16 protein-coding genes and 1 riboswitch are annotated in these 16,157 nt (G+C 37.9%); of the genes, 10 read left to right on the top strand and 6 right to left on the bottom strand.

Annotated features, from left to right (window positions below):
• Positions 1-73 precede the first annotated feature (73 nt).
• Entirely contained in the window at positions 74-1,411 is a 1,338-nt protein-coding gene (locus tag EUI_RS0106115; protein WP_010016819.1) for a DHA2 family efflux MFS transporter permease subunit, read from the bottom strand.
• A gap of 280 nt (positions 1,412-1,691) precedes the next feature.
• On the opposite strand from EUI_RS0106115, the gene EUI_RS0106110 reads away from it, so the two are divergent.
• Positions 1,692-2,936: an ArgE/DapE family deacylase gene (locus tag EUI_RS0106110; protein WP_010016818.1), complete on the top strand. Its 1,245-nt coding sequence runs from the start codon at positions 1,692-1,694 to the stop codon at positions 2,934-2,936.
• Between the two features lie 109 nt (positions 2,937-3,045).
• On the opposite strand, the gene EUI_RS0106105 is transcribed toward EUI_RS0106110, so the two are convergent.
• The 5 genes from EUI_RS0106105 to EUI_RS0106085 form a co-directional block, all read right to left on the bottom strand.
• Positions 3,046-4,743: an NFACT RNA binding domain-containing protein gene (locus tag EUI_RS0106105; RefSeq protein ID WP_010016816.1), complete on the bottom strand. Its 1,698-nt coding sequence runs from the start codon at positions 4,741-4,743 to the stop codon at positions 3,046-3,048.
• 114 nt (positions 4,744-4,857) lie between these two features.
• Positions 4,858-5,493, bottom strand: coding sequence for a copper homeostasis protein CutC (locus EUI_RS0106100; RefSeq protein WP_010016815.1), 636 nt, complete (start codon positions 5,491-5,493; stop codon positions 4,858-4,860).
• Positions 5,494-5,561: 68 nt separating this feature from the next.
• Positions 5,562-5,735, bottom strand: a complete 174-nt coding sequence (gene rpmF, locus EUI_RS0106095) for a 50S ribosomal protein L32 (RefSeq protein WP_010016813.1) — start codon at positions 5,733-5,735, stop codon at positions 5,562-5,564.
• Positions 5,736-5,833: 98 nt separating this feature from the next.
• Complete coding sequence (gene pnuC, locus EUI_RS0106090) at positions 5,834-6,649, bottom strand: nicotinamide riboside transporter PnuC (protein ID WP_010016812.1); 816 nt, start codon at positions 6,647-6,649, stop codon at positions 5,834-5,836.
• A gap of 103 nt (positions 6,650-6,752) precedes the next feature.
• Positions 6,753-7,289 carry a nucleoside 2-deoxyribosyltransferase gene (locus EUI_RS0106085; RefSeq protein WP_010016811.1) on the bottom strand — a complete coding sequence of 179 codons (537 nt, stop codon included), beginning with the start codon at positions 7,287-7,289 and terminating at the stop codon, positions 6,753-6,755.
• Between the two features lie 247 nt (positions 7,290-7,536).
• Here EUI_RS0106085 and EUI_RS0106075 point away from each other — a divergent pair, with 247 nt between their 5' ends.
• The 9 genes from EUI_RS0106075 to dapB all read left to right on the top strand — a co-directional run bounded on the left by EUI_RS0106075 (position 7,537) and on the right by dapB (position 15,745).
• Positions 7,537-8,214 (top strand): VTT domain-containing protein, encoded by a 678-nt coding sequence (locus tag EUI_RS0106075; RefSeq protein ID WP_014947540.1) that lies wholly within the window; start codon positions 7,537-7,539, stop codon positions 8,212-8,214.
• Positions 8,215-8,252: 38 nt separating this feature from the next.
• On the top strand, positions 8,253-8,798 hold the full coding sequence (locus EUI_RS0106070; RefSeq protein WP_010016809.1) for a helix-turn-helix domain-containing protein: 546 nt from the start codon (positions 8,253-8,255) through the stop codon (positions 8,796-8,798).
• Positions 8,798-10,174 carry a nicotinate phosphoribosyltransferase gene (locus EUI_RS0106065; RefSeq protein ID WP_010016807.1) on the top strand — a complete coding sequence of 459 codons (1,377 nt, stop codon included), beginning with the start codon at positions 8,798-8,800 and terminating at the stop codon, positions 10,172-10,174. Before EUI_RS0106070 ends, EUI_RS0106065 begins: the two co-directional genes overlap by 1 nt.
• A gap of 9 nt (positions 10,175-10,183) precedes the next feature.
• Complete coding sequence (locus EUI_RS0106060) at positions 10,184-10,519, top strand: hypothetical protein (RefSeq protein WP_010016806.1); 336 nt, start codon at positions 10,184-10,186, stop codon at positions 10,517-10,519.
• 58 nt (positions 10,520-10,577) lie between these two features.
• A riboswitch (Lysine riboswitch) is annotated at positions 10,578-10,750 on the top strand.
• Positions 10,751-10,879: 129 nt separating this feature from the next.
• Positions 10,880-12,178: a diaminopimelate decarboxylase gene (gene lysA / locus EUI_RS0106055; protein WP_010016805.1), complete on the top strand. Its 1,299-nt coding sequence runs from the start codon at positions 10,880-10,882 to the stop codon at positions 12,176-12,178.
• 54 nt (positions 12,179-12,232) lie between these two features.
• On the top strand, positions 12,233-12,940 hold the full coding sequence (gene dapD, locus EUI_RS0106050) for a 2,3,4,5-tetrahydropyridine-2,6-dicarboxylate N-acetyltransferase (protein WP_010016804.1): 708 nt from the start codon (positions 12,233-12,235) through the stop codon (positions 12,938-12,940).
• Positions 12,940-14,091 (top strand): N-acetyldiaminopimelate deacetylase, encoded by a 1,152-nt coding sequence (locus EUI_RS0106045; protein ID WP_010016803.1) that lies wholly within the window; start codon positions 12,940-12,942, stop codon positions 14,089-14,091. The genes dapD and EUI_RS0106045 overlap by 1 nt, the downstream gene beginning before the upstream one ends.
• 53 nt (positions 14,092-14,144) lie before the next feature.
• Positions 14,145-15,023 (top strand): 4-hydroxy-tetrahydrodipicolinate synthase, encoded by an 879-nt coding sequence (gene dapA / locus EUI_RS0106040; protein ID WP_010016801.1) that lies wholly within the window; start codon positions 14,145-14,147, stop codon positions 15,021-15,023.
• Complete coding sequence (gene dapB, locus EUI_RS0106035) at positions 15,020-15,745, top strand: 4-hydroxy-tetrahydrodipicolinate reductase (RefSeq protein WP_010016800.1); 726 nt, start codon at positions 15,020-15,022, stop codon at positions 15,743-15,745. The genes dapA and dapB overlap by 4 nt, the downstream gene beginning before the upstream one ends.
• Positions 15,746-16,157 lie beyond the last annotated feature (412 nt).

Raw genomic sequence — 16,157 nt, 5'->3', positions numbered from 1 at the left:
AAAGGTCATCTTTTTTTTATCGATCACTAATTTTGGTGACGCAGTATTTTAGCATGTTGATAATGAGAGTCTCTTATTTTCGATGTCTATTGACAGCGATGAACAAGATAAGTGATATCATAATCAAAATAGTTAAACCGCCAATGCCTTGTTTGGAACCGATTATCATACCATTTATTGGATTTTTATGCATGGCAGTCGTAATCACCTGGGCCACAATAGCTGTTGCCGTTGCGCCAACAAATTGTTGTGTCGTGTTTAAAATACTATTGCCATCAGCTGTTTCATTTGCAGGTAATGTTGCCAATGTCACAGTCATCAAGTTAGCATATGATAAACCAATACCAACCATCAATAACATATGGCTCAACATTAACGTCCAAAAATTAAGTCTAGGGAAGTAAAGGAACATGAGACCTAGCGCAACTGTCGATATAACGAGACCTAATAAAATGGGACGATACTGACCAATTCTGTCCAGCAATGAACCAGATACGGGTGCCAAAACCGCACTAATAAGCGCACCTGGAAACATAAATGCGCCCGCAGCAGCTGCACTCACGTGTAAATTTAATTGTAAATAATTTGGTAAAATAAACGATAAGCCTAACAAAATGGCTTGGTAGGTTAAGAAGCCATACATATAAAAATTAAAGCGATTATTTTGAAATAGTGTGAGTTGTAATAACTTTTGTTTTTGATTAATGATATAAAAAATAACGAGGGAAAAAATACCAACTATTGCCATTAAAAGTGACATTTTTTCAATTGATAATAGCACGAAACTTAAACCAAGTCCCAAAAAGATAAATGTTTTGAAAGGAAATTTTTCTGTCCGTTGTACTTTTTCGGATGGGATACTGTTTAGTCCAATGACTAAAGAAATGAGAATTAAAATAATTAAAAACCAGAATATTGATCGCCAACCCAATGTATTCAGTAAAACGCCGCCATATGTTGGGCCAATTGCTGGTGCAAGGGATGTGATCATACTGCCAATCCCCATCATCATGCCACGACTTTTAATTGGCGATTTAGTTAAAATAATATGAAACATTAAAGGTAATGCAATACCTGTACCGATTCCTTGCAATATACGGCCAACTAACAGTAGTGTGAGTGAAGGAGAAAAGCTGTCCAGAACTGTACCAAAGAGAAACAAAAAATTTGATAAAATAAATAATTCTTTAGTTGAAAAATTACGAATTAAAAATGCTGAAATTGGGACAATTATGGCAATCGCCAGTAAATAACCGGTGGTTACCCATTGTACGCCGTTGGCATTCGTACTGAACTCCGACATTAACTTAGGAAAGGTAACATTCATTGAAGTTTCAATTAAAACACCACTAAAGCTTAGAATACCTGCTGCAATAACGGCTGGAATAACGCGCCAATTTTTTGTTTTCATTGTGATTTTCTCCTTAACTAAATAAAAAGAGGTGTGACATTATCAAAAAATGATAATGTCACGCCTCTTTTGTCGGCACGAATTTAATCCGCGCTATCTGTACGAAACAACTTAAATAAATGTAACAGAAACGAAGCTAGTTTGTCAATAAGAAACTCAAATAAATGACGATTTTGATCAAAAAGAATATGATTATCACACGCGTACGCCAATAAATACAACAGTAATAACTCATGAGTTATGTTATTATTGTACTAGAATAAATTGGAGGTATCATGTTATGGATAATGATGAATTAGTTTTGCAGGATCTCGTTCGAATTAATACTACTGGAAAAAATGAAGTGGCGATTGCTAAATATTTGAAAAAGTTACTTGATGAGCATGATATTACCAATGAAATAATTGAATTCGACGATGGACGAGCAGGTCTCATTGCTGAAATTGGCAATGGACATGGCCCAATTTTAGCTTTTGATGGGCATGAAGATACAGTTGCTTTGGGAGATAAAACGCGTTGGCAAACAGACCCATTAAGTGGCATTAAAATTGGTGACAAAATATTTGGCAGAGGAATCACTGACATGAAATCAGGTTTAGCGGCCGGGGTGTTAGCGATGATTCGATTAAAGAGAAACGAACAGTTGTTAAATGGTACGTTTAAATTATATGCAACTGTTGGTGAAGAAACTGGTGAATTAGGTGCCAAGCAAATGGTTGAAGCTGGGTTGGCTAATCATATTGATGCATTATTAATTGGTGAACCTAGTGGCATACAGCTAGACTATATTAAATCACTACCAGTAGAACAATCGTTACCTGGCATTGTAATGGCAGAAAACATACATGACATCAGTGAGAAAAACAAAACAACTGAGCAACATTTTTTAGAAATTGCACACAAAGGTGCAATTTCTTATCGTATTACGAGTCAAGGTATTACGGCACATAGTTCAATGCCTGAACTTGGCGTCAATGCCATTGACGCTTTGTTAACATTTTATAATAAGCAACAAGAACTATTTAACGATATCTCTAAAATTCAAAACAAATTACTGGGCAAAACGACACCGGTTGTGACACAAATAGCTGGTGGAGAACAACCCAATACTGTACCTGGTTGTGCAACAATGGGTGTCTTTGTGAGGACAATTCCAGAAGTACCCCATGAAAAAATAGTATCAGAAGTTGAAAAAATCATTAATGAAATAAATGCTAGTGGGAAAGCTGTACTAAGTTTGACGATTAATTTTAAAAATCAGCCTGTTTACTCTAATCCGAATGGTAGATTAAGCCAAATTACAAAAAAAATTGGCGAAAAGTTAATACACCAATCATTACCATTTATTGGTGTTTCTGGCGGTACTGATGCTTCACAATTTATTAAGGCTAATCCAAATATGGAAGTTGTTATTTTTGGACCAGGAAACATTACAGCACACCAAGTTGATGAATTTGTTGATGCCGGTATGTATCATTCATTTATAGATATTTATGAATCAGTGGTACATCAATATTTGAAATAAGTGGCAGAGCCGACAAAGGGCCCCAAACAGTTAGTTTATAACTAACCATTTGAGGCCCTTATTTTTTCTAAATAAGAATAAAAGAAGCGGAGAAAAAATCAGTGTGACATTATTTAATTTTTAAACGAGAGACCAAATTTGCGTCTGGTGTCACATACATGGTTTGTTGTCCTTCAAAAATGACAAAACCAGGTTTTGAACCATTTGGTTTACGCAATTTGCCGGCTGGCAAATAATCAACTGGAATATTGGCGGAGTCACGTGCCTTACTAAAGTAACCAGCTAGCTTTGCAGCTTCGACTAGTGTTTCATCTGAAGGATTTGCTGAGTGAATAATAACATGGGAACCAGGTATTTTTTGAACATGAAGCCAAATATCACGACGATCAGCTTGTTTTAGAGACAGACGTTCGTTTTGTAAATTATTTTTACCGACTTCAATTAATGTACCGTCTGAACTTTCAAATTTATCTGGTTTTGAAACTTTTGGTTTTTGTTTGTTCTTTTTATTAGCACGAATATAACCACCGTTGGTTAATTCCAAGCGAATATCTTCAACGTCTTTTGGCGAAGCAACATCAAGTTGTGCGACAATGTTATTAAAATAGTCAATTTCAGCATCTGTCAAGGTCATTTGTTCATTCACATAGGCCACAGCTGTTCGTAATTTACGATATTTGGTAAAATATTTTTCAGCATTCTTCAAGCCATTTAATTTAGGATCTAGTGAGATTTTAAGTAAACGATTGTTATCATAGTAATTTTCAATTTCAATTGATGTCATGCCTTTTTTAACGAGATGAGGGTATGTAATCAACAAATCTCCCATAACTTTAAGGTCATCAGCGTTTGTTGCATCATCAAGTGTTCCCAGTAGTTTTTTTCGTTTTGAGTTGTTTTTTTTGAGTTCATTTTTGACAACACGAACTAGTGAACCAGCTTGTTGGTTGACACGTTCACGTTCTGCTTTTCCAATATAGTAAGCATCTAGCATATCACCAAGTGTATGAAAATGTTCACTAGTCGCATAATCTTGCAACCAGTCAAAAGCAGCATAACTTAGGGTGCCATTTTCGGCAGTGAAAAGTGTTGGCTTTAAATCATTAAAACGTGCTAACCAATTGTTAGCGTGTGCTAAATGATCACCATCTTGATTAATGGTTTGAGCCAAAACCTGAGCGGAATCACGACCAAATCCTTGGTATGTAGATTGAATAAACTTGGACCAGTCATCAAAAGGTGTATCCAAAATCATCGGTGCTAATGCTTCTAAGGCGCCTGTGATAAACGGATTCTTGAGATTTTGAGCTGGAGGCAACACGTACGTAGCACCAGGCATTAATGAGCGCACACGGTTTTGATCTGCGGGTACGTGTTTAATAAGTTCTAAAATGCGAGAATCAGTCTCACGAATTAAAAACAAATTAGAATGACGTCCCATCATTTCAAGGGTTAAACGAATTTGTTGTATATCTCCTAATTCGTTACGTGCATTGACATAGAAGTTGATGATACGGTCATTTTCTACTTGTTCAATCTTTTGTAGCTTAGCACCTTCTAAATAGCGTCGCAAAAACATGACAAAATTGGGGGCAGTTTGTGGATTTTCATATGGAATGTGTGTGATTTGCGTTCGTGCATAAGTCGGATGTGCACTTAAAAGAACAGGGTAGTTAACACTGTTATTGCGTACAACTAGGACAATTTCATTTGGATAAGGTTGGTGCACTTTTGTGATACGACCACCAACGATTAGTTCATTAAGTTCATGCACCAGTGCATGTGTGAAAAGGCCATCTAATGGCATATATAGTACCTCGCTTATTATTCTATTGTATCGTAACGCGGAAATAATAACATATAATTCAATCTGCTTATTAAAAAAGCCTTTAACTATATTGTTAAAGAGACCATTTCAAAATTAAATAATTTTAGATCCGTGCACTTCAGTGACACCGAGTGTATCAGCAATGGTTTGTGAATTGGCAACTGTAATACCACCACCAGGTAAGATTGTTAAATTCGCTGGTGCTGCGTTCACAAGCACTTGTAGATGCGGTAATAAGATCATAATTGGTGTGGTGAGATCACCACCGTGTGTCAAAATGCGACGAACATTATGATCTGATAACCAATACATAGCCTGTTGTTGTTGGTCTTGATCAATGGCATCAAATGCCATGTGCATAATAACTTGTAAATTTAATTCAGTAGCACGCATAATTAATGTAGACATGGCTTCTTTGTCTAAAAGACCGTCACGAACAACACCAAATGTCACAAATTGACCACCAAGATCAGCAATTTGTTGTAAACTATCTTGCATTTGTTGCAATTCAATGTCAGAATAGGCAAAATCACCACCACGAGGACGCACCATAATAATGACTGGCACATCGTCAATGGCAATCAGGGTATCAATGATTGTGCGCGTGTCTGGTGTGAGTCCACCTAAGTCTAACCGACTATTTAGTTCAATACGATTAGCGCCTTTTTGACGCATTTGTTTGGCAGTTTCGACAGAATCAACCGCTGCTTCTCTAATTGTAATTGTCATGTCACCATTTTACCATAAAATTGCAAACAAAAAACCTGTGCCACAATGGTACAGGTTTTCATGTGTGATTACTTCTTTTCTATAACTTGCTTACCGTTATAAACACCAGAAGGTGAGACACGGTGAGCTACACGGTACTCACCAGTTGTTTGATCCAACATAATGTTAGGAACATTCAAACCAATGTGTCCGCGGCGGTTACGTTTGTGAGACTTTGAGTTCTTGTTTGATGGGGTAGCCATAAATGGCACCTCCTTTCGTTTCAATTTATCAACTAGTCAAGTTTACCGAAATTTAACACTTTTGTCAATAGGTTTGTTAAAAACAATGTCAAGGTATTTTACTTGACATGTCGTTGTGCTAGCTGTGCCGTGATTTCTTTATGATGAAACCATGATGATTGGACAATAGCTAGAACATCATTTGCAAAATACATAAGATAAGTGACTAAAATAACCAAGGCAGAGGCGCCTAGTGCACCACCGGCCGCAACTGTCAAGCCCCACAAGGCAATTTGCATAATACCTTGTAGTAGCCAAGCAAACCAGCTTTCAGAAAAGCGAAAAGTTGTTAAGACAGCACCAACTAACCCAGTACCTAATACTAATGAATCTGATATTGGGCGTGGTGTATGGAGCACTTGAGTTTCAAATAGGTAAGCAGCAACAAAAGCGACAACAGCCACGATCGCAATAATAGTGTACCAAAACGATTTACCATGTTTTTCGCCGCGAATATCTGTTTCATGAATAAAGCGGACATGTTTGTCAGTATCTTTAACCCATGATGGCATGACTAAGACAGGTATGTCTAGCAAGATAACATAGGTTAATTGTAATACCGCGTCAGCCGGATTACTGTGTAACCACGCAACATAAATATAGATAGCGGCCGATAATAGACCAAAAAGGCCATTCATAGGCTTTGCCTCTTTTAAACCGAGGACAGTTGTCCAACCAAATGCTGCCGCAAAAAATGTGGCAAAAGTCATGCCACTAATTGGTGCACCCATGCCAAAACTAGTGTAGGCAATAATTAGTAAACCAATAATTAATAGTGTGTAAGATAATCGTGTCCAACCCTTGAATTGTTCAGCATACCAAAGGGGGTTGATCAATTGCCAGTGAGAAATTTGTTTAGATGAGGCGTTTTGCATAGTTTTATGTTTGCCAAGATTAAGGCACTCTGGATGGTCTGCAACTTGACAGTACTTTGAGAGAGCGGCTTGGCACCTTTCTTATTATAAGTGAACTATTAAATTAAATGAGTTTTCCCATATATTTATTTGGTGTAATATCAAAGAAATCATAATTTGCTAATTCAGCAGTTGATGTGACGTGAGCATCTGTACCAAATGATAGCATAAGGTTGATTGGATGTTGGTCTATATTACCAGAAAATACTGACACAATAGGCGTGTTTGAGGCTACCGAGTAACCTAATTCCATTGCCGTACCTGTGTCGGCATCTTCTGCCTCAAAAACCGCAACAGTGAGATCAGAATTATCAATTGCTTTGATGTCTGCTTTGTAAGTCATAGCGCCCCATTCAAAATCTGGTTCGCTATTGGCATCACCTAATGCCATACCACCATATTGATGCAACAGTGGCACGTGAATGTGTGCAATTGTTGGATTAGCACTGAGCTGAATAAAAGCATCCTTCAATAATGCTTCTTGTGTATCTGAGAACCAGCCCGCTGCCAAATAAATGTTTTTAGCCCCGGGTAGCTTTTTATCATTGTCAACATGACGATTGATTTCTTCAAGATCAGCAATAAGCTTTGTTTCGTTCATATGTTTTCTCCTTTGATTTGCAACATAATATAACTGTACAACAGATTATTTTGTAAGTGTTGTAATATCCAGTAAACGGACAAATTTTGTCTAAAATCTATTTTATCATGTATTTAAAAGACATTGTGTCGTTTGTATATTATGTTTGACATAAAAATTGTGGTACACTAATCTTATTCAAAAAAATTAAGTTAGGGGAACGTGTTTCTCGCAAGCCTTGTTTGGTTTGACGAAATACATCAATCATATGTTTTTAATAGATTTCATCCTCCATATTGATGCGCACATCGCTAGTCTGGTGACACAATTTGGACCATGGACTTACCTCATTTTATTTGCCATTATTTTTATAGAGACAGGGATTGTCATCATGCCATTTTTGCCTGGTGATTCATTACTTTTTGCCGCTGGCGCGGTTGCGGCAACACCAGCTGGCCTACATGCTGGTTTAAATCATTGGGTATTCATGGTCTTGTTCTTCGTTGCCGCAGTGACAGGCGATTCCTTGAATTTTTGGATTGGTCGTACGGGTGGCTACAAGCTTATTAGACATCCAGTTATTGGTCGTTTTATCAAGGAAACTCATATTCATGAAGCAGAGGCTTTCTTTGAAAAACGTGGGGCAGCAGCGATTATTATTGGTCGGTACATGCCCATTGTGCGGACATTTATTCCTTTTGTGGCTGGTATTAGTCAGTTTCCATATAGTCATTTTTTAAGAAATAATGTTATCGCCGCTTTTTCATGGAGTCTGATTGCAACAGGGGCAGGTTATTTATTTGGTAATATTCCCTTTGTCAGTGCACATTTTTCAGTGATTATTTTAGGAATTGCTTTAATCACACTGTTGCCAACAATTATTGGAATTATTCGGTCGGTGATTATTAGCCAACGTGCCAAAAAAATAACAAAATCAAAAAAATAAGGCTGCCTTTGAGGTGGCTTTTTTAGTATAATAAAGTTATGAATAATTTAAAAAAACTACAACAATTAACTGGCATATCTGCCGAAGAAATTAGCGATGCTTTGGACATTGATTTGGCCTTAGTTAAATCGTTTGAGAATGAAGAAAATATGCCAACGGTTGGTGAATTAGAGGCGTTAGTTGGTATCTTCTCTAGCCAACTTGATGCACAAGGCATTGAAACACAATCAGAAAAGCATCCAATACATATTCGTTTGTCATTGGATTATTTGATGAATCTTGGTATCACAACTTCTGACTGGATCACGCTCAAATGGGCATTTGAAGGAAAATGGCAAGGTGATAAGCTGGCTGTTGGTTTCTTCGATCAAGGTCAATTAACACGAGTTGTGACGTCTAGTATGGATTTTGTTACTGCTTTTGCTGGTTATTTAATCTTACAAACAGAAGGCGAGTTTGAACCATACATTGACGAATTTGATGATGACAAGGAATATGATTGGCGTTTGTTGCGTATAAATGAAGATCACTTCACAGATGTGACGCAAACAATAATTACAACGGACTTACCGGTGATAAGTTAATGATGGAAAATTTAATTTTGGCAACAGATGCCTACAAGCTAACACACCATTTACAGTATCCAACAAATATTACAAAACTCTATTCTTACGGTGAAGCACGTGTGGGTGGTCGTTTTGATACAGTCAGCTGGTTTGGCATGTCTATGATTTTGCATGATTATTTTCATAACCCGATTACAGACGCTATGATTGATGAAGCCGAGCAAGTATCTAAAATGACGTTTAACACATCGGCTTATTTTAATCGTGCAGTCTGGGAAAAAGTGCGCGATTTAGGCTATTTTCCGGTTAAAATTAAGGCATTACCTGAAGGGCTTGAAGTACCAACTGGTAATGCACTGTTCACAATTGAATCAACAGCTGACTGGTTTGCAACGAGTTTGAATGCGTTAGAGGTTGTGCTGATGCATGTTTGGTATCCAACGACGATTGCTACAAACTCTTTGTATATTAAAAAGCGTTTGCTACCATTGTTTGAAAAGTCAGGTACAATAGCTGGAATATCACTAGCTGTTAATGATTTTGGTTTACGTGGTGCGACATCGCTTGAATCCGGTAAACGTGGTGGTTCTGCGCATTTATTACATTTCCAAGGATCCGATAACATGGCTGCATCACAGTATTTTAATGATGTTTATGGTATTTCAGGGCGTGCTTTGTCAGTTTGGGCGACTGAACATTCAGTCGCAACTGCTTATGGTGTGGGTCAAGGCGAGTTTGACTACGTTAATGCGCAATTGGATCGTGCACCCGATAGTGCTATTTTGTCGATTGTGATTGATTCATATGATGCATTGAATTTTATTAAAAAAGTTATTGGCTCCCCAGAAATTAAAAATCGTATCATCAAACGCGCCGGACGAATTGTTTTACGACCTGACTCCGGTGATCCAGAAACGATTGATTTACAAGTATTATCATTATTAGAGGATATTTTTGGCACGACAACCAATGATAAAGGCTATAAGGTATTGCAACATAATGTTGGTGTGATTCAGGGGGATGGCATGAAAGCAGACACGATTGTGTCACTTTATGAAGCAATCATGCAAGACGGTTGGTCAGTAGACAACTTGGTCGTTGGTTCAGGCGGTGGTTTGTTACAAGAAGGCTTTACCCGAGACACTGAAAGATTTGCGATTAAAGCAGCCTATGCTGAGAATACCGCCGGTGACAAAATCGACATCCAAAAAAAGCCTAAAACTGATGTTGCAAAAACATCAAAAGCTGGACTACTTAAGGTTGTTTTACGTGATAAGAACATCGTGACTGTTTCTCAAAATGAACCTGGTCAAGACTTATTACAAACAGTATATGAAAACGGTAAGATACTATCTGTTAATGGCAATGATGTCATTGATCGAACACTTTTTTGAGGTATTGACATGAATTATCAATTTAAAAAAGAAGCTGCGTTAAAAGATGAAGTTGAAGTGACAATGCTTGATGTCAAGTCTGCTGCACAGGCCTACCGTGACCGTGAAAAACGAGATAAAAAACCAGACAGTGAGCCTGAAAATGATGTTGTGGGACATGGCCTTCGGGCGCTTGCAACCGAGTCTGCTATTGGTAAAGATGAACGTAAAATTAAAGTAGCTGCCTTGTTTAATGCTGGCATGACGAGTTACATTGATTTGTCCTTTGAAATGAATTTGGCAGAATCAACCATTCGACAGTACGGTAAAGAACTTGGTCTAACTTTTATTGATACAGAATACTAGATTAAAGGTTTGACATTTTTTACTCAATAAGTTATGATTACTACAATATAAAAATTTAATTTCACATAGAGGTCGCGATTGACATGAGTCGCTTGGTTAAACTGTTATAACAGTTTAACCAAGTAAAAGGGGATATCGCCGAAATGAATCGTCTTCAAAGGAGATATTTGTTGGGCTAATAGCTAATAACTATTAGACTGTCGTTAGAAATAACGGTGAGCTATGGAAACAGTCAAAATTGCTAAACACAAAAGCCTTTTGTCCGTGACCTAGTCTCGAACAAAAGGCTTTTTATGTGAAATAAAGGGGAATTGTTAGTTTGTGTACAATTGTTGACACAAATAGAACTTAGGAGAGTATATGAGCTACCCAGTAAATACGGCACAACATTTGACAATCGGTGAGGTTGACGCAATTGAATTAGCAAAAACTTATGGGACACCATTATATGTATACGATGTTACTAAAATTCGTCAAACTATGCGTGATTTTAAGGCTATTTTTGAAAAAGAACATGTTCCTTATGTCGTGAGTTACGCGTCTAAAGCATTTGCTACCAAAGCCATTTATCAAGTGGCACAGCAAGAAGGAATCCATGCTGATATTGTCTCCGGTGGTGAACTCTACACGGCATTAGCAGCTGGCTTTGATCCTAAACATCTAAGTTTTAATGGTAACAATAAAAGTTGGGAAGAACTCACCATGGCAGTTACCGAGGGTGTCGGAACAATTATTGTCGATAATTTCTTGGAATTACAATTATTGTCAGAAATTACTACTGAAAATGGTGTGAAACAAGATATATTATTGCGAATTTCACCAGGCATATCGGCCCATACACATGAATTCATTAGTACTGGGCAACAAGATTCTAAATTTGGATTTGATTTGTTAACGGGACAAGCTAAGGCAGCTTATGACATTGCTAAACAGAATGAAAATTTTAATCTGCGTGGACTCCATGCACACATCGGATCACAAATTTTTGATGTGACCGGTTTTGAAAAAAATGCTGCACTACTCGCAGAGACGGCTGAAAGTTGGGGATTTCAACCAGAAGTTATCAATGTTGGTGGTGGTTTTGGTATTCGTTACACGTCAGAAGATGAACCATTACCTGAAAGTGAGTATGCAGATGCGATTATCCGTACTTTGAAGGGTAAAGCAGCCGAGTATGATTGGAAAATGCCGGAAATTTGGATTGAGCCAGGGCGTTCAATTGTCGGTCCAGCAGGGCAAACACTTTATACGATTGGGTCAAGGAAGGATATTCCTGATTTACGTCACTACTTAGCAGTTGACGGTGGTATGGGGGATAATATTCGGCCAGCGTTGTATCAGGCAAATTATGACGCAATATTAGCCAATAACCCCAACGCATCAACCCAAGAAGTTGTGCGTGTGGCAGGTAAATATTGTGAATCAGGGGATGTGTTAGTATGGCAACAAGCGTTACCGAAAACCAAACCTGGCGATATTTTATCTGTTTTGGCAACTGGCGCGTACGGATATGCTATGGCGTCAAATTATAATCGTAATCCAAGACCAGCTGTCGTATTTGTTGAAAACGGCAAGCATCAATTAATTGTTACGCGTGAATCATATGCGCATTTAATAGCCTTGGATCATGATTATATGTTGAAAAAAAGCGATAAGTAATACGCTGTTTATAGGGCAGTAAAACTAAAACAAACAAAAGGGAACTAAGGACTCATGACAGAAATTCAAAATGATGCGCAACGATTGATCGATTTTATTGCCAATGCTAAAAAGGTGACACCGGTAAAGGTTACTTATAAAGGTGTTTTAGATGGTGAGATTCCAGCCAATGTGCAACAATTTGGTGGTGTCTCATTTGGTCAATTGATTGGTGATTGGTCTGACGTACAACCCCTGATTGCTAGTCTACCTAGTGAAAATGTTTATATTGAAAATGAGTCACGCAACTCGGCTGTACCTCTGCTTGATAAGTTGAACATTAATGCGCGTATTGAACCCGGTGCTATTATTCGTGAACAAGTTGAAATTGGAGATAATGCTGTCATTATGCTTGGAGCAGTCATTAATATTGGTGCTGAAATTGGCGCTAGCACAATGATTGATATGGGTGCAATACTGGGGGGGCGTGCAATTGTGGGCACCAATTCACATATTGGTGCGGGCGCTGTTTTGGCAGGTGTTATCGAACCAGCCTCTGCGCAACCAGTTCGTATTGGCAATAACGTCTTGGTTGGTGCTAATGCTGTGGTCATAGAAGGCGTTCAAGTAGGTGATGGCGCGGTTGTTGCAGCAGGTGCCATTGTGACAAAAGATGTGCCATCTAATACTGTTGTGGCCGGTGTGCCAGCCAAGGTGATTAAAAAAATTGATTCAAAAACACAGCAAAAGACTGCCTTAATTGACGCCTTACGAGGATTATAATGGCTGAGATAACTTTTGAAAATTTACAACAGTATCGTCGAGATTTGCATTTAATTCCTGAGCTGGCGTTGGTTGAATTCCAAACACATGCTTATTTAATGGACAAAATAAGAAGTTGGCAAAACGATACGATGACTATTCGTACAGTAGCAGAATTGCCAACCGCCATTTTGGTACGTTTTGAAGGTAGTGACCCAAAGCGAACGATTGGTTATCGCTCAGATATTGATGCTTTGCCAATCACAGAACAAACAGATCTGCCATTTCAGTCAATTCATGCCGGTGCCATGCATGCTTGTGGACATGATGTGCATATGAGTTTGGCTTTGGGAATGGTGCAATATTTTAGTCAGCACCAACCTAAGGATAATTTTATTGTGTTCTTTCAGCCGGCTGAAGAAGCAAAGAGCGGTGGCAAACTGGCTTATGATTTAGGACTTTTTGAAGATGAATGGCGTCCAGATGAATTTTATGGTATTCATGATCAACCAGATTTACCAGCAGGAAAATTGAGCACACTAGTTGGCACTTTATTTGCTGGCACTGCTGAATTGGTAGTTGATATTCATGGTCAAGGTGGGCACGCGGCTTATCCACATTTGGTTAAGGATCCTATTGTTGCAGCTGCGGAATTAATTATGCAGCTGCAGACTGTTGTTTCCCGTTCAGTTGATCCGATTAAAGGTGGCGTGGTTAGTATTGGGGTTATTAACGGTGGACAAGCTAATAATGTGATCCCTGATAATATCCATTTAGAAGGAACTGTCCGTAGTATGACACGTACTGACTTGGATATTATGCTAACCCGCGTTCGTCAAATTGCAGCGGGCGTTGCGTTGTCCAATGATATAACAATTGATGTTGTGTTAGAAAGTGGTAGTTACTTACCAGTTGAAAATAATCCAAAGTTGGCAAGTCAATTGATTGATTTCATGCAATCGCGTGATGATATTGCTTTTGAAATTGCACAGCCAGCGATGACTGGCGAAGATTTTGGTTATTTGTTACAACAAATTCCAGGGGTCATGTTATGGTTAGGTGTCAATGATAAGCACGCATTACACAGTCCTAAGTTAAATATAGATGAAGCTGCGTTATTACCTGGTTTTACAGCATTAAGGGATTTTATTGAATGGCGAATGAATCAGTAGATCAGCTATATTATTGCAGGTAAACAAATAAATATAATTCAGAGGAAAAAGCGATGTATGAGAACATTAATTTAATTACGGCTATTATTACGCCTTTTGATGAAGCAAATGAGATTGACTATTCAGCGTTAAAACAGGTGATTGATTATTTGTTATCTCATGGTACGCAAGGCCTTGTTATTGCTGGGACAACTGGTGAATCACCGACATTGACACACTCAGAAAAGTTAACATTGACGCAATACATTGCGGACTATGTTGGAGATAAAGTGCTATTGATAGCTAATGCTGGAACAAACAATACAGCAGAGTCTATCAAAAATGCGCGTGAATTGAGTGCTATTACTCACGTTGATGGTATTCTAGCTGTGACACCGTATTATAATAAACCAAGCCAGAGTGGTATGATCGCACATTTTACAGCAATTGCAGATGCATCTAATAAGCCAGTGATGCTATATAATATTCCAGGTCGTTCGGCAGTAGGACTTACTCTTGACAGTGTTGTAAAGTTAGCACAACACAAAAATATTAATGCAATTAAAGAGACAACTTCAGCGGAATTTATAGGTGCTGAAATTGAACGCACACAAACAGAAAACTTTGCTGTTTATACAGGTGAAGATGCACAAACACTAGCTGCTTATGCGCAAGGTGGTGCCGGAACTATTTCAGTTGCATCACACCTATACGGTGAGGAAATGACTGCTTTATTTGCTGCAATGAATACTAATAATTGGCGTGAAGCTGGTCGTATACAACGTTACCTCACACCACGTATGAACGCTTTATTTGCATTCCCATCACCATCACCGGTCAAAGCAAAATTAAGCGAAAAAGGTTTGGTTAAAAATATTGCAAGATTACCAATTTTGCCGTTGACAAAACAAGAAAATAAAACGCTTGATGAACTTTTGGAGACTAATTCATGACAAAAATAATTTTGGCTGGTGGTTTTGGTAAATTAGGCTTGGCCATTCAAGAAGGTTTAGCAGCAACCAATTATGAAATTGTCGGTATTTTAAGTGGCCATAACCATGAAAGTCAGTATCCGGTTTGGACAACACGTGATCAAATAACTGAAACAGCGGATATTTTTCTAGATGTTAGTACACCAGCTACTGTATTTGAAAACGCGCAGTGGGCTATAAAACATGATATGGCTATTGTTATTGGTGCCACTGGTTTGACTGAGGCGCAAGTGACACAATTACGTGATCAATCAGAACATGGTATTTTAATTGTACCTAACTTCAGCCTTTCCGCTGTATTGTTAATGCAGTTTGCACAACAAGCTGCGAAATATTTTCCTGATGTGGAAATTGTTGAGACGCACAATCCTAAAAAAATTGATGCACCCTCAGGAACTGCTGTACAAACTGCTAAATTGATTGCAAACGAACGGATTAATTCAGCACAAAAAACAAGTTATGGTGAGGCACGTGGGCAACGTGTTTCAGATATTCCTGTTCATGCGCTTCGCTTGCCAGGGTATATCGCACAACAAAGTGTTTATTTTGGTGGTATTGATGAACAATTAACATTAACACAAAGTACAACGAGTCGATTGGCGTTTGTACCAGGCGTTTTGCGCTCATTAGCTGGTGTTGAAAAAATAAATGATTTAAAGATTGGACTTGATAGTGTTTTATAGTAGTCAAAAAATCATTCATCTTTCCTTGGCAGCAAATACCTGACTATTTTCAGAGCCTTAATTTATAGTGGTGGAATCCACTTTTTTGTGCTCTTATTTTGATATATTGACAAGATTAAAGATAGTGATAACTGTTTTTAAAACATAAAGCTAATGATTAATAAAATCACCATGATGTTGGATATATTTATACCTTATCAACATTAAAATTAACTATAATTGGTAAAAAACAAAAAAATAGCTAGTTTTCATTAAAAAATTATAGAATACTTTCTTTCATCTTTGAATGATTAAATAGAAGATTAGAACCTCATGGGTAACAAGTCATCTGTTTTAATCTAGAATTTTTACAATGTGTGCGTCAACTTAATACACAGGTTACCAACAAAATAAGCACGTTGGTCTTTTTTTG

It is taken from the genome of Leuconostoc gelidum subsp. gelidum KCTC 3527 (assembly GCF_000166715.1).
GTDB lineage: Bacteria > Bacillota > Bacilli > Lactobacillales > Lactobacillaceae > Leuconostoc > Leuconostoc gelidum.
The sequence above is the reverse complement of the archived record's forward strand: the minus strand, read 5'-3'. Positions and strand labels throughout refer to the sequence as shown.